Source organism: Embleya sp. NPDC005575, assembly GCF_040605455.1.
Taxonomy (GTDB): domain Bacteria; phylum Actinomycetota; class Actinomycetes; order Streptomycetales; family Streptomycetaceae; genus Embleya.
The window spans coordinates 25089-38855 of record NZ_JBEXCV010000085.1 but is presented as its reverse complement, the minus strand read 5'-3'; the positions used below and the strand labels follow the sequence as shown (position 1 = coordinate 38855).

The following is a 13767-nucleotide window of genomic DNA, read 5'->3' as shown; positions in this document are numbered from 1 at the left end:
TGTTGGTCGACGACACCGGCGTGATCCGCACCGTTGCCGGCGCCGACGGCACGATCGCCGGCCGCGTCGCCGCCGGCTACGGACCCACCCCGCTGCGCGCGCTCGCGAGCACCTACGGCGGCCGGGTCGGCACGCTGAACCGATGGGGCGGCGTGGACGTCCTGGACGCCGCCTACCACGGCCCACGCGGCGCGCTGGAGGCCGCCTTCCAGCGGCTGGTCAACACGTGCGGGGCGGAGCTGACCGTGCTGTGCGCCCATCCGCTGCCGGCGGTCGGCGACGTCGACGGCGGCGTCTGGTGCCACGGCTCGCCGCCGAGCGTGCCGGGCGGCGAACCACCCCCGCGCGGGGTGTTGTCCGCGCCGCTGCACACCGGCCCGGTCACCGCGCTCGCGGCGGTGCGCACGGGTGCGGACGGCGAGCCGCCGCTGCTGATCAGCGGCGGCCGGGACGGCCGGGTGCGGATGTGGAGCCCGGGCGCGGAGCCGGCGCCGGATCCGCTGGACGCGCGGGCGACCGCGGTGACCGCGCTCGCCTGCGAACAGACCATCCAGGGGCTGCTGATCGCGGCGGCCTGGGCGGATGGTCTGGTTCGGCTGCGCCGGCCGGGCGACGACACGGCCGTCGACCTGAACCTGGGCGCACCGGTGACCGGGATCGCGGTGTCGGTGCAGGGATACATCGTGCTGGGCATGGCCGGGGGCGTGGTCGGGCTGCGACTGGAAACCCCGCCGCGGTGACGGGTGTTCGACGGACGCGGGTCCGGCTCCCGGATACCGCCAAGCGATGTACCGGACCCGGATCAGGCGTAACGTCGAGACTGCGCGTCCACCGGTTCGGGCGTGCGCGACGACGACGGGGGTCGATTGTGGGCATCACCATACCGGGCTATCTGGACACGGCGTTGGACGTCATCGGGGTCGACTGGCCCAATCTCGACGAGGACGAGTTCAAGGAACTGGCGCAGGCGTATCGAGAGTTCGCCGACGAGATCGACGAGGCCAGAGCCGACGGGAAGAACGGCGCGGCCTGGATCCTGTCCGGCACCAGCGGAATGGCCGCCGAGGCGTTCGAGGCACACTTCGGCAAGCTGAACAACGAGCACCTGCACGACCTGGCCGAGGGTGCCCGAATGCTGGCCAAGGCGCTGGACGCGGCGGCGGTGGTGATCGAGGTCGCCAAGGGCAGAGCGATCGCCCAACTGATCATCCTGGCCGACGCGATCGCCACCGCGGCGGCAGCCGCCACCTTCACCTTCGGCCTGTCCGCGATCGCCGGCCTCGCCGAGGTGGGCATCGTGCGCACCGCGGTCAAACGCATCTTCAAGGAACTCGAACAGGAACTCATGGCGCGCGTCGTCGAGATCGCCACCGCGCCCGCCGTGGCCGCGCTTGAGGGCACGGCCAACGAACTGCTGTCCCAACTCGTGGAGAACGAGCTCGGGGCCCGCAACGGCTACGACCTCGACGCCGCGATCGACGCCGGCAAACAGAGCGGACACGACGCGATGCCGACCGTGTCCGGCATCACCACGACGCTGAACCCGGTGGCCTGACCGCGCGGCGGGAATTCGAACGCGAGTACGCCCGCCTTGACTTCGGGCCGCCACGTCGGGATCCTGCCGGCGGGCGGCACGGTCACCCGGTGCCGTCTCGGGACTACCGGGAGGAACCGCGCATGAGCCGCGACACCGGCGGGGCGTACGAGTGGGCCCATCGGCGCAGTCTGGAGGATCCGGACGGCTTCTGGCTGGAGGCGGCTGCCGCGATCGACTGGGTGACACCGCCCACCCGGGCGCTGGACGCGAATGCCGCGCCGCTGTACCGCTGGTTCCCGGACGCCACCTTGAACACCTGTTTCAACGCGCTGGACCGGCACGTCACGGACGGGCGCGCCGAGCAGGCCGCGATCGTGTACGACTCACCGGTGACCGGGACTCGGCGCACCCTGACCTACGCCGAACTGCTCGACCTGACCGCGCGGTTCGCAGGCGTGTTGCGCGGACTCGGAGTGGGCCGAGGCGATCGGGTGGTGCTCTACCTGCCGATGGTGCCCGAGGCCGTGGTGGCGATGCTGGCCTGCGCCCGGCTCGGCGCGGTGCACTCGGTCGTCTTCGGCGGCTTCGCCGCGCACGAATTGGCGGTGCGGATCGACGACGCCCGTCCCAAGGTCGTGGTGGCCGCGTCCTGCGGGATCGAGCCGACCCGGACGATCGCCTACAAGCCGCTCGTGGACGCGGCCCTTGCCGAGGCGAGCCATCGGCCCGAGCGGGTCGTGGTCCTGCAACGCCCGCAACTCACCGCAGCATTGACCGAGCGGGACCTGGACTGGGACACCGCGATGGCCACGGCCGAGCCCGCCGAGTGCGTGACCGTCGCGGCGACCGACCCGCTCTACATCCTCTACACCTCCGGCACCACCGGGCCACCCAAGGGCATCGTGCGCGACAACGGCGGTCACGCGGTCGCGCTGCGCTGGTCGATGGAGAACGTGTACGGCGTGCGACCCGGCGAGGTGAGCTGGACCGCCTCCGACGTCGGCTGGGTGGTCGGCCACTCGTACATCGTCTACGCGCCGCTGCTCACGGGCTGCACCTCGGTGCTGTACGAGGGCAAGCCGGTGGGCACGCCGGACGCGGGCGCCTTCTGGCGGGTTGTCGCCGAGCACCGGGCGACCATGCTGTTCACCGCGCCGACCGCGCTCAGGGCGATCAAGAAGGAGGACCCGGACGGGAAGCTGCGCACCGGACACGACCTCTCCGCGCTGCGCACGCTGTTCCTGGCGGGCGAACGGCTCGATCCGGAGACCTACCGCTGGGCCGGCGACCTGCTCGGCATCCCGGTGGTGGACAACTGGTGGCAGACCGAGACCGGCTGGCCGATCGTGGCCGACCCGATGGGCCTGGAACCGCACCCGACCAGGCCAGGTTCGCCGACCCTGCCGGTGCCCGGCTACGACGTGCGGATCCTGGACCCGCGGGGCAACGAGGTGCCGCCCGGCGTGGACGGCGCGGTGGTGCTCAAGCTGCCCATGCCGCCCGGCACGCTGAGCACGCTGTGGGGCGACGACGAGCGCTACATCGCGTCCTATCTGAGCACCTACCCCGGCTACTACCTCAGCGGCGACGGCGGGCGCAAGGACGAGGACGGCTACGTGTACGTGATGGGCCGCACCGACGACGTGATCAACGTCGCCGGCCACCGGCTGTCCACCGGTTCGATGGAGGAGGTCCTGGCCGCCCACCCGGACGTGGCAGAGTGCGCGGTGATCGGGGTGGCCGACGAGCTCAAGGGCCAGGTGCCGCGCGGCCTGGTCGTGCTCAAGGCCGGTGTGCACCGGGAACCGGCCGAGGTGGCAGCCGAGTTGGTGCTCCGGATCCGGGACACCATCGGCGCCGTCGCGGCGCTGCGTCGGGTGGACGTGGTCCCCGCGCTGCCCAAGACCCGGTCGGGCAAGATCCTGCGCCGCACGATGCGCGACATCGCGGACGGCAGGCGGCCCGAACCGCCCTCCACCATCGAGGATCCGAGCGTGCTGGACACACTGCGGCCGACCCTGACCGGCGAGCACGCGGCCGACTGAACGGGCGGACGGGGGAACCGGTCGGCCGGCGGCCGAGAACCGCTCAGCCGGTGTAGCTCGCGCGCGGCGGCGACTGCGGCCCCAGCGGCCCGGCCAACCACGCGTCGTACAACCGTTGCCACGAGCCGTCCCGCTTCATCCGCTCCAGCAGCCCGTTGGCGAAGCGCACGAAGTCCTGATGCGCCAACGGGAAGGCCATCCCGTGCGGTTCGTCACTCAAGGCCGGACCGACCACGTCGGTATCGGAGTCCTGCGCCTGAAGTCCGCGAAGCAGCGCGGAGGTGGTCGAGACCGCGTCCACCTCGCCCTGCTGCAACGCGACCAGGCAGTCCGTCCAGTTCTCCACCGCGTACGGCAACACCCCCGCCGGATGGTCGCGCAGGAAGACGATCGAGGTGGTGGCCCGGACCGTGCACACCCGCTTCCCGCGCAGATCCGCGAGGCTGCGCACGCCCGAGTCGGTCCGGACCAGGACCCGCTGGCCGTCGGTGTAGTAGTCGCTGCTGAAGGCCACTTGCAGCTTGCGGTCACACGTGATGGTCATCGTGTCGACCACCACGTCCACCTCGCCGGCCCGCAGCACATCGGGCCGCTGGGCCTGGGTGATCACCTTGTACCGGATGTGCGCGGGGTCGTCGGCGCCGCCGAAGATCGCCCGGGCCAGGGCCTTGGCCATCTCGATGTCGAAACCCTTGATCAGGCCGCTGCGCCGGTCCAACTCGCCGAAGAATCGGGTGTTCTGGTCCACGCCGACGATCAGGTACCCGCGCCGGTGGACGGTGTCCATCGTGGACCCGGCGGGCATCCGCCCGGGATCGGGCAGGGTGGCGGGCGGGGTGAGGCTCTCGCGCGGATCGCAGGGCGGGGCCACGGAGGGCTTGGGGTAGTCCTCCGGCGTAGCCGGGCGGGCACCGGAGATCACCGGGTCGACGACGGGAGTCGCCGCCGCGCCGGGTCGGCGGGTCGACCCGGCGGAGCACGCGACCAGGGTCGCGGCCAGGACGACCGCCGACGCGGTGGTCGCGATTCGACGGGATCTCCGGTGCATGCCGCCCCCTCGGTGCCGGTGCGCGCATCGACGAAGTGGTCGCCGAGGGACCGCCGGACCCATCCGACATCCGCCCGAAATCCGCCCGCTTGATGGTCCGCGCTGTCGCAGTCCTCCGAGTATCGGGCGACTCCGGCTGCGATCCGGGGTGATTGGGCAAAGAATGGGGGCTTCCCTCAACCGTGTCGATCAGGACGGAAGCGCGTGACGAGCTATGGCATCACGGGCCACATCAACATCTCGGCCGGCAGCGTACCGCTGGTCGACCGGGCCATCCGAGACCTGCTCGCAAAGGTCGCGCCGAACGAACTCGTGGGCTACAGCTGCCTCGCGGCCGGCGCCGACGCGATCTTCGCGCACGCCGTGCTCGACCTGGGAGGCCGGCTGGTGGTACTGCTGCCCTCGGCCGACTACGGCGACACCAAGGTCGCCCCGGACTACCGCGCGAGCTTCGAGCAACTGATCGCGGCTGCGGCCGAGGTCCGGGTGATGCCGTTCCGCCGAGCGTCCCAGGACGCCTACGCGGCGGCCAACGACGCGCTGTTGGCGGCGGTCGACGTGGTGTTCGCGGTCTGGGACGGGCGGCCCGGCCACGCGCGGGGCGGTACCGCCGAGGTGGTCGGGAAGGCGCGTTCGGTGGGCAAGGAGGTCCACGTGGTGTGGCCCGCCGGAGCCGCCCGGGGGTGAGCCCGGCGACCCGAATCGACGACCGACGCGCGGATCCGCCGCCTGCGGGAGGGCACGCGGCGGCGACGGCGGGCTTCGCACGGCGGCGGGCGACGCGGCTTCGATCCGAGTTCGGCGTACAGCCCGCAGTCGGGACAGACCTACATCGGCCGGCATGAGGGTGCGGGATCGGGCTGCGGTTCGTCGTGCGGCGGCGGCAACCGACGCGACACCCGGACTGATTCGATCGCCGGGCCGACCGGCGTGGACACTGGGTCCACGCCCGCTCGGCGATGCTGCGACTACCAGGCGCCGCCCGCGATTTGCCGGGTGGCGAGGTTGATCCGGTTCCAGACGTTGACGGTGGCGATGGACAGCAGGAGGGCCCCGAGTTCCTGCTCGTTGTAGTGCTTGGCGGCCTCGTCGTAGACCGCGTCCGGGATCGGGTCGCTGGTGTCGGCGACCCGGGTGACCGCCTCGGTCAGCGCGAGGGCCGCACGCTCGGCGTCGTCGAAGTACGGGGCGTCGCGCCAGCCGGCGACGGTGTCGATGCGCTCGTCCGACTCGCCGGCCTTGCGCAGGTCGCGGGCGTGCATGTGGACACACACGCTGCAGCCGTTGATCTGGCTCGCCCGCAGGTTGGCCAGTTCGAGGGTGACCTTCGGGACGCCCGCCTGAGCGGTGGTGGTACCGAGGGCGATCAGCGCCTTCATCGCGCCGGGAACGACCATCGCGGGGTTGCCCATACGTGCTTCCATGACTGTGCTCCTCGAAAGGTGGTCTCCACCGGCGGCCGATCTCCCGGCCTCCGGTCGCGGGCCCTTGTTTCGGGGCCTACACAGCACTGACGGAACGCGGCGCGGATGTGTGACACCTGCCCGGAAGAACTTTCGCCCCCCGTGGCCGCGGGTCGGCCCAGGACGACATGGCGCGGGGCCGCGCCCTTGGAGAGCGCGAAGACGGCGGTGATCGGCCAGGCGGTGAGCCGGACGCCGGCGGACCCGGTTCGCGGGCTGGACGCCGGCGGTGGACGGGTGAGAACGTCGATGGCCGGGAGCACCCGAGTAGCGGGACCCACCGCGGACTCCGACTCTCGACCGGATTCCCGGCGAGTCCGGGAGTGCACGCCGAAACGAAGGCACGAGATGACCGCGCCCGGTTCGTCGGAATGGCCGTCCGAAACCGTTCTGGAGCCGTTGCGGCGCCACTTCAGGTATCCGTCGAGCGAGTTCTGGATCGGCCCCGGTTGGTATCAGCTCGCCCTGCGCTGCCATGAGGCGCTGGTGGCGGAGTTCCCCGACTACGAACTCTTCGCCGTCAAACAGAAGTGGGCGGCCCTCACCTTCCAGGCCGATCCCCGGCCGGGGACGCCCAACGGTGGTGCCGACCGGACTCCAGCGGAAGCGGCTCGACTCCGCGCCGTGACACAGGAGTTCGATCGCATTTCCCGGACCGTCTGCGAGAGTTGCGGCCGCCCCGGCACGCTCCGCAACACCCGCCACCTGCGCTTGACGCTGTGCGACGACTGTGCGACTTCGGTACCGCCCGGAGGTACTTGGCGGGCTACACCCTGACGCACCGGCTCCGGCCTCCGCCGACCCTTCCACCGCCGCCACCGCCGAACCCGTGTCACCATTCGCCGTAGCCGCCGCGCCATGCGGTCGAGGCTCCCCACGTCACCGCCCCCGCGACCATCCCGACCGGCAGGATTCCCGCGGTGCGGGCCTCGATTCGGCTCTGCGACATCGCCCGACCCCTTCCGACTCCCGGCTGTTTCCACCACCCTGCCCGACCGCCCGTCGCTACAGGCGGTCGTACCAGCCGGGATGGCTGTTGTGCAGGGCGGCCAGGGCCAGGAGGATGCGCCCGTCCACGTGTCCCGGCGGCAGTTCGTACGAGTCGGTGGTGCCGACGCTGCCCAGGTATTCGAAGACGCGTTTGCCGTCGTGGCGCCAGATCGTGCGCAGGGGCAACCTCGGTGCCTTGCCGCCGAGTACGGCGACGGCCATCATCAGGCCCCACAGCGGCGACAGCGCCCACCACGCGATCCAGCCGAACGTGGTGCCCTTGGCCGCGTGCAGCGTGGGGCCCTCGGCCGGGCGGATCGTCCAGGAGGTACGGCGCAGTCGGCGGATGCTGCCCTGTTCGCGATGCACCGTCGCCAGGTGCTCGCCGGCCGGGCCGGTGATGCTGTAGACCGCGTAGTCGGCGGCGGCGGAGTACGTGCCCACCGCCGCGATCCGCTGTCGGCGGGCCCGGTCGGCCCACAGGACCAGGTGGCGCGAGGGGGAACTGCCCATGCCGTCGGTGGGCGCCGCGTCGATGTACGCGATGTCCTCGTAATGCCGTTCGCCCTGCGGGCGGACCCGGACGATCGGGCCGACCCACGTGTGTTCGGGAACATCCCTGGCTTCATCAGCCTGGAGCGCGCGGCGTACCTCGATTGCGGCACCCGCGCCGGTGTGAAGCGCGACGGTCATGTGCGTCCAGAGTTCGGGAAACGGCCGGTCTGAACAGCAGCGTAGACAGCGCGACAACCCCTTGGGGAGCGAGGGACCGAGAACTCCACCAAAGCGTGGACCGGCCGGCCGGATTGTGCCGGTCCGGCCGGTCCGAAGTGGTGGTATCCGGGCGGTTGTCGGGGATTTACCCGTGCTGCCCGTCGCCGTCGGCGAAGTCCTCACGGTGGTCGTGGGCCCACGCGCGGAAGGTGCGGCCCGGCTTGCCGGTGATCGCCTCGGTGGTGCCGGATATCGGCTCGGGGTCGACCGCCGTCTCCCACAGGTCCAGCAGCGCGTTGGCGTAGCCGGGCTCCATGTGCCGGGTCAGACCGGCGAACGCCTCGTCGCGGGTGACCTCGGCGAACGGCAGCTCGCGGCCCAGGACATCGGACAGGATCGCGATCTGCTCGACGAAGGACAGCGATTCGGGACCGTTGAGGTCGAGCGTCTCACCGAGGTGGTCACCGGCCACGAGCACCGCCGTCGCGACATCGGCGATGTCGTCCTCGTGAATCGGGGCGACCTGGGCGTTGGGGTAGGGCAGTTGGATGCTGCCGATGCCCATCAGCTGGTACTTCCAGCCGATCGCGTTGCCGGCGAACGCGCCGGGGCGGAGCACCGTGTACGGGATTCCGGATTCGACGACCGCGACCTCGACCGCGTGGTGGCTCGCCGCGAGCGGGTTGGTCTGCGGGTCGGGGGCGTTCGTCGAGGCCGAGGACAGCAGCACGATGTGCCGGACGTCGGCAGCCTGGGCGGCCTTGACGAAGTCGGCGATGCCGGCGGCCTCGGCATACAGGAAGACGCTGGTGACGTCGCGCAACACCGCGGCGGCGTTGTCGGGTTCGCGCAGCGAGAGGCGGACGGCTTCGACACCGGCGGGTGGTTCGAGTTGGGCCGGGTCGCTGCTCGCGATCCGGACGGAGTGGCCGGCTGCGACGAGGCGGGTGATGACACCGCGCGCGACGTTGCCGCGGGCTCCGGTGACGAGGATGGTCATGGTGACTCGTTTCCTTGCTGGATCGGGTTGCGTGGTCGAGTGTTTCGTGACTGCGTTTCGTGGACCGGGTTTTCGTGGGCCCGCTTCGTGTGGGCCCGGTTCATGTAGACCCCGGTTCATGCGGGCCCGGTTCTGGTGGACCCGGTTCTGGTGGACCCGGGTCATGTGGGCCGGGCAGCCGTCGGGCTGCCCGGAGGGGAGCAATCGGCATCGGCGCGGAGGCTTATGCCTCGTGCGGCCTGGCGTGCCGGGGAAGCAGGAATACCAGGCCACCGGCGAGCAGGCCGAGGCAGGCCACCGCAAGGGCGCCGACGGCCATCGCGGTGGAGGCGCTGTGGTGTTCGCCGAGCTGGAAGAACAAGGTGGTGATCCCGGCCGCGCCGAGGGCACCGGCGAGTTGCTGCATCGCGGACAACGAGCCGGAGGCACTGCCCAGTTCGTGCTCGGCGACGCCGGCCAGGATCACGTCGAACAAGGGCGCGAACACGGCGCCCATGCCGAGACCGGCGATGAACAGCGGGCCGATCAGGTCGATGCTGGTCGTGTCCGAACCGTAGTGGGTGACCACGGCCGCGAGGGCGATCAGGCCGGCCATGTGCACGCCGACACCGATCAGGAGCAGGTTGCGGCCGAGCCTGGTCATCACCTGGAAGCCGGCGATGGAGGCGACCACGATGCCGACCGCGATCGGGGCGAGGGTGAGGCCGGCGTCGAGCGGGCCGTAGTGCAGGTGCAGTTGCACGAACAGTGAGGTGATCAGCATGAATCCGGTGGTGCCGGCGAAGAACGCGAGACCGAAGAGCATGCCGGACTTGTACGCGCGGTTGCGCAGCAGCGTGGCCTCGATCAGCGAGTGGGGGCTGCGGCGCTCACGCAGGATGAATCCGGCGAACGCGGCGATGCCGGCGGCGAGGCAACCGAACGACCACAGCGGCCAGTCGGCTTCGGGGCCCTGGATGAGCGGCAGGATGATCAGCGTGGAGGCCGCGGTCAGCAGAGCGGCGGCGGCGAAGTCGATCCGCACGCCGGGGTTCGGGTCGTCCCGGGGGATGTAGCGGAGGCCGCCGAGCACGGCGGCGAGGCCGAGCGGGACGTTCATCAGGAAGATCAGCCGCCAGCCGGTGCCGAACAGGTCGAGGTGGATGAGCGCGCCGGCCAGGATCGGGCCGCCGACAGCGGAGAGGCCGAGCACCGGACCGAAGGCGGCGAACGCCTTGCCGGTCTCGCCGGGCGGGAAGACCGACTTGAGGATGCCGAAGCCCTGCGGGATCAGCAGGGCGCCGAAGGCTCCCTGGGCGATGCGGGCGGTGACGAGCAGTTCCGGTGAAGGGGACAACGCACAGAGCAGGGACGCGGCGGCGAAGCCGCCGGCGCCCAGCAGGAACAATCGGCGTCTGCCCCAGCGGTCGCCGAGTCTGCCGCCGACCACCAGCAACACGCCGAAGGCGAGCGTGTAGCCGGAGGCGAGCCACTGCAACAGCGAGGCACCGCCGCCGAGATCGTCCCGAACGGAGGGACCGGCGACGTTGGTCACGGTGCTGTCGAGCAGGTCCATCACCTCGGCGACGAGCACGATCGCCAGGATGCGCCAACGCCGGGCGTAGGCGGCGGGGAGCGGGGCCTCGGCGGCGGCGGGCGAGTCGGCGGTCGGCGGCGTCGGGGCGGTGTCGTCGAGTGCGCCGGCGGCGGTGGGCGTGGGGGTCATCGGTACTCCTCGGGTCGGAGCCGCGCGGCCCCTGACGAGGCGATGGATGCGGCGTGGCGAGCTACGTTCGTTACGAACGTTGTTCGTGACGAACAATGTATGTAGCGAACAGTGTTCCGTCAAGGCGTATACTCGGGACATGGCGAAATCACCCGGCGAGCCGCATCCGTCCGCCCCTCCCGCACCGGTCAGTCGGCGGACCCGACCGGCCAAGGCCGCACTCAGCGCGGACGCGCTCGTGTCCGCCGCGCTGGCCATCCTGGACGCCGACGGCCTGGACGCGGTGACCATGCGCCGGGTCGCGCAGGCGCTGGACACCGGCGCCGCCTCGCTCTACGTGTACGTGGCCAACCGGGGCGAGTTGCTCGCGCTGGTCTACGACCGGGTGCTCGGCGAGATCCCACTGCCGACCGTGGCCGCGGTCGGCGAGCCGTTCCCTCGTTGGCGCACGGAGTTGAGCACGCTGATCCGCGCGGCGATCACCGTGCTGGGCAGCCATCGCGGGATCGCCACCGTGGCCCTGGGCGACGTACCGACCGGCCCCAACGCGCTCGCGCTCGCCGAGGCGATCCTGGGGCTGCTGGCCGGCTCGGGCATCGACGACATGACCCGCTCGCTCGCGCTCGACCTGATCAACCTGCACATCACCGCCGCGGCGACCGAGGAATCGGCGTACGCCGCCAAGGGGGCCGAGGGGCAGACCGAGGAGAGTGCGGTCGCGGCGATGGACGAAGCGTTCGGGCGGTTGTCCGAAGCCGACTACCCGCACCTGGTCTCGATGCGCGCGACGCTGACCGCGGGCTCCGGCGACGAACGCGACGCGTGGGGCATCGAGGTCCTGCTCAACGGCATCCTGGGCACCCCGGCGCGCGGCTGAGCCGACTCCGGGCCGCGGCCGGCGCGGGCCGGATCATACCCACATCGACCGTGCACCGTCGATCCGCGATCTCCGGTATAGCTGTCGGGTCGTCAGACGTCCCCGACCCGAGGAATACCCGTGTCCGATGCCTGGTCCCTCGCCCTGCTCCTCGGCGTGATCGTCCTCTTGGGCGCCTCGGTGCAACGCATGACCGGCATGGGCTTCGCGCTGGTCGCGGCGCCCGGCCTGGTGCTGCTGCTCGGCCCGGCCCAGGGCGTGGTGCTGTGCAACGGCGGCGCGGGCGTGATCAGCGCGATCGGGCTGGCCACCTCGTGGCGCCGGGTCCGGCTCGCCGCGATGTTACCGCTCGTGATCGCGGCGGCGTGCACCGTACCGCTCGGCGCGTGGGTGGCCGCCCGGCTGCCCGAGCCCTGGCTGCTGGCGGGCATCGGCGCGGCGGTGTGCGGGGCCGTCGGCCTCGTCATGCGCGGCGTCCGGATACCCGCCCTGCGCGCCCGCAAGGGCGCCGTGGTGGCCGGCGCCGCGAGCGGCTTCATGAACTCCTCGGCCGGCGTCGGCGGCCCCGCGATGTCCCTGTACGCGCTCAACGCGGGTTGGACCGCCGCCGAGTTCGTGCCCAACGCCCAGTTCTACGCCGTCGTGGTGAACGCCTTCTCCCTCGCCGCCAAGTCGCCGCCGCTCCTGACCACCCCGGCCTGGGCCGCAGTCGTCACGGCTCTGCTCGCCGGCGCCGCGATCGGCCGCTTCCTCGCCGCCCGCACCCCCGAACACCAGGCCAAACGCGCCGTCCAATGGCTGGCCCTGACCGGTGGCGCAACCACCCTGGCCAAGGGCCTGTGGACCCTGTGACGCCGGATCGACGCGGGACTCGGACCACTTGAAAGGACACGTCGCCGATGTTCACGGTCACGTCAAGGCGACCGCCCAGCGCGGCCGCGTACGAACGCGGGGCCTCCAGCTCCATGGCGTCGAGATCCCCGGCCTCGATCTGCGAGACGCGTTGTGGTGTCGTGACCACATCCACCGTGGGCAGATCATCAGAATGACGCTCATGGAAGATCTCGCCGAACCCGTGTCTCCGACTCCGCCCCGTCCGACCCCCGGCGGTGTGGTTCGTACCGCGGCGGAGGTGGAGAAGCTGCGTGGGGTGCGGCGGATGAAGGTGATCGCCACCGGGTTTTTGGTGTTCGCGATCGTGTTGTACGTGCTCGCGCGGTGGGCCGAGTCGCGTGGGGCCGGGGCCTGGGCCGGATATGTGCAGGCCGCGGCGGAGGCCGGGATGGTCGGCGCGATGGCCGACTGGTTCGCGGTGACCGCGCTGTTCCGCCGGCCGCTGGGGCTGCCGATTCCGCACACCGCGATCATTCCGACCCGCAAGGACGCGTTGGGCCGCAATCTCGGCGAGTTCGTCGGGGAGAACTTCCTCTCCGACGCCGTGGTGCGGCAGCGGCTGAGCCGGATGGAGGTCTCCCGGCGCGCCGGAACCTGGCTGGCCACGCCCGGGCACGCCGAGCGGGTCACCGACCAACTGGGCGCGCTGGCCCGCGCGGCGCTGACCGTGCTGCGCGACGAGGACGTGCAGAGCGTGTTCGGGCAGGCGATCACCCGTCGGGTCTCCGCCCAGGCGGTGGCCCAGCCGATCGGCGAACTGCTCGACCGGCTGGTGCGCGACGGCGCGCATCGGGGCCTGGTCGACCTGGTGGCGACGAAGGCGCACGACTGGCTGGAGCAACATCGCGAGTCCGTCCTGCGGGTGGTCAACGAGGAGTCCCCGGGCTGGTCGCCGCGCTTCCTGGATCGGCAGATCGCCAACAAGGTGCACCGCGAACTGGTCCGGTTCGCGGGCGCGGTGCGGGACGACCCGGGGCATCCGGCCCGGCTCGCGGTGGACAACTTCCTCGCCGAGGTGGCCCGCGACCTCCAGCGGGATCCGGCGATGATCGCGCAGATAGAGCGGCTGCGGGATCGCACCGTCGCGCACCCGGCGGTCCAGGAGTTGATCGCGTCGGTGTGGAGCGCCGCCCGGGCGATGCTGGTCGAGGCCACCGAGGACCCGAACAGCGAACTGCGCAACCGGGTCACCGCCGCCGTGCGCTCGCTGGCCGACCGACTGGCCGAGGACTCGCGCGTGCGGGGCAAGGCGGACCGCTGGATCGAGCAGGCGGCCGTGTACGTGGTGACCACCTACCGCGACGAGATCACCGCGCTGATCACCGACACCGTCGGCGCCTGGGACCCGAAGGAGACCAGCCGCAAGATCGAGATCAACGTCGGGCGCGACCTCCAGTTCATCCGGATCAACGGCACCGTCGTCGGCGCCCTGGTCGGCCTGCTGATCCACACCCTGACCCGGGTGCTGAGCTGAGCCGCCGGCAGGCGCCGCGC

General features: G+C 71.5%; 13 protein-coding genes. 8 read left to right on the top strand and 5 right to left on the bottom strand.

The genetic code is table 11. The annotated features are described in order from the left end of the window. The 3 genes from ABZS54_RS25800 to ABZS54_RS25790 form a co-directional block, all read left to right on the top strand. On the top strand, positions 1-740 hold a 740-nt coding region (locus ABZS54_RS25800), incomplete at its 5' end, for a WD40 repeat domain-containing protein (RefSeq protein ID WP_355540625.1). A 128-nt stretch (positions 741-868) separates the two neighbouring features. Next, positions 869-1555, top strand: a complete 687-nt coding sequence (locus ABZS54_RS25795) for a hypothetical protein (RefSeq protein ID WP_355540622.1) — start codon at positions 869-871, stop codon at positions 1553-1555. A gap of 122 nt (positions 1556-1677) precedes the next feature. Continuing rightward, positions 1678-3582, top strand: a complete 1905-nt coding sequence (locus ABZS54_RS25790) for a propionyl-CoA synthetase (protein WP_355540619.1) — start codon at positions 1678-1680, stop codon at positions 3580-3582. Positions 3583-3625: 43 nt separating this feature from the next. Here ABZS54_RS25790 and ABZS54_RS25785 read toward each other — a convergent pair whose 3' ends face one another. After that, a complete protein-coding gene (locus tag ABZS54_RS25785) occupies positions 3626-4630 on the bottom strand; it encodes a transporter substrate-binding domain-containing protein (RefSeq protein WP_355540616.1) in 1005 nt (334 codons plus the stop codon). Between the two features lie 204 nt (positions 4631-4834). Between ABZS54_RS25785 and ABZS54_RS25780 the strand changes: the two genes are divergently transcribed. Continuing rightward, positions 4835-5317 carry a hypothetical protein gene (locus tag ABZS54_RS25780; protein ID WP_355540613.1) on the top strand — a complete coding sequence of 161 codons (483 nt, stop codon included), beginning with the start codon at positions 4835-4837 and terminating at the stop codon, positions 5315-5317. A 281-nt stretch (positions 5318-5598) separates the two neighbouring features. Here ABZS54_RS25780 and ABZS54_RS25775 read toward each other — a convergent pair whose 3' ends face one another. Continuing rightward, on the bottom strand, positions 5599-6054 hold the full coding sequence (locus tag ABZS54_RS25775) for a carboxymuconolactone decarboxylase family protein (RefSeq protein ID WP_355540610.1): 456 nt from the start codon (positions 6052-6054) through the stop codon (positions 5599-5601). Positions 6055-6441: 387 nt separating this feature from the next. On the opposite strand from ABZS54_RS25775, the gene ABZS54_RS25770 reads away from it, so the two are divergent. Continuing rightward, positions 6442-6870, top strand: coding sequence for a hypothetical protein (locus ABZS54_RS25770; protein WP_355540607.1), 429 nt, complete (start codon positions 6442-6444; stop codon positions 6868-6870). 228 nt (positions 6871-7098) lie between these two features. On the opposite strand, the gene ABZS54_RS25765 is transcribed toward ABZS54_RS25770, so the two are convergent. From ABZS54_RS25765 to ABZS54_RS25755, 3 genes are all read right to left on the bottom strand, one after another. Continuing rightward, positions 7099-7776: a hypothetical protein gene (locus tag ABZS54_RS25765; protein ID WP_355540604.1), complete on the bottom strand. Its 678-nt coding sequence runs from the start codon at positions 7774-7776 to the stop codon at positions 7099-7101. A 166-nt stretch (positions 7777-7942) separates the two neighbouring features. Further along, on the bottom strand, positions 7943-8797 hold the full coding sequence (locus tag ABZS54_RS25760) for an NAD(P)H-binding protein (RefSeq protein ID WP_355540601.1): 855 nt from the start codon (positions 8795-8797) through the stop codon (positions 7943-7945). Between the two features lie 223 nt (positions 8798-9020). Continuing rightward, positions 9021-10502: an MFS transporter gene (locus ABZS54_RS25755; RefSeq protein WP_355540598.1), complete on the bottom strand. Its 1482-nt coding sequence runs from the start codon at positions 10500-10502 to the stop codon at positions 9021-9023. A gap of 139 nt (positions 10503-10641) precedes the next feature. Here ABZS54_RS25755 and ABZS54_RS25750 point away from each other — a divergent pair, with 139 nt between their 5' ends. From ABZS54_RS25750 to ABZS54_RS25740, 3 genes are all read left to right on the top strand, one after another. Next, the gene (locus tag ABZS54_RS25750) at positions 10642-11379 is read left to right on the top strand and encodes a TetR/AcrR family transcriptional regulator (RefSeq protein WP_355540594.1); all 738 of its coding nucleotides are present in this window, start codon (positions 10642-10644) and stop codon (positions 11377-11379) included. 120 nt (positions 11380-11499) lie between these two features. After that, positions 11500-12231, top strand: a complete 732-nt coding sequence (locus tag ABZS54_RS25745) for a sulfite exporter TauE/SafE family protein (RefSeq protein ID WP_355540591.1) — start codon at positions 11500-11502, stop codon at positions 12229-12231. A gap of 202 nt (positions 12232-12433) precedes the next feature. Then, complete coding sequence (locus ABZS54_RS25740) at positions 12434-13747, top strand: DUF445 domain-containing protein (protein ID WP_355540588.1); 1314 nt, start codon at positions 12434-12436, stop codon at positions 13745-13747. Positions 13748-13767: the final 20 nt, after the last annotated feature.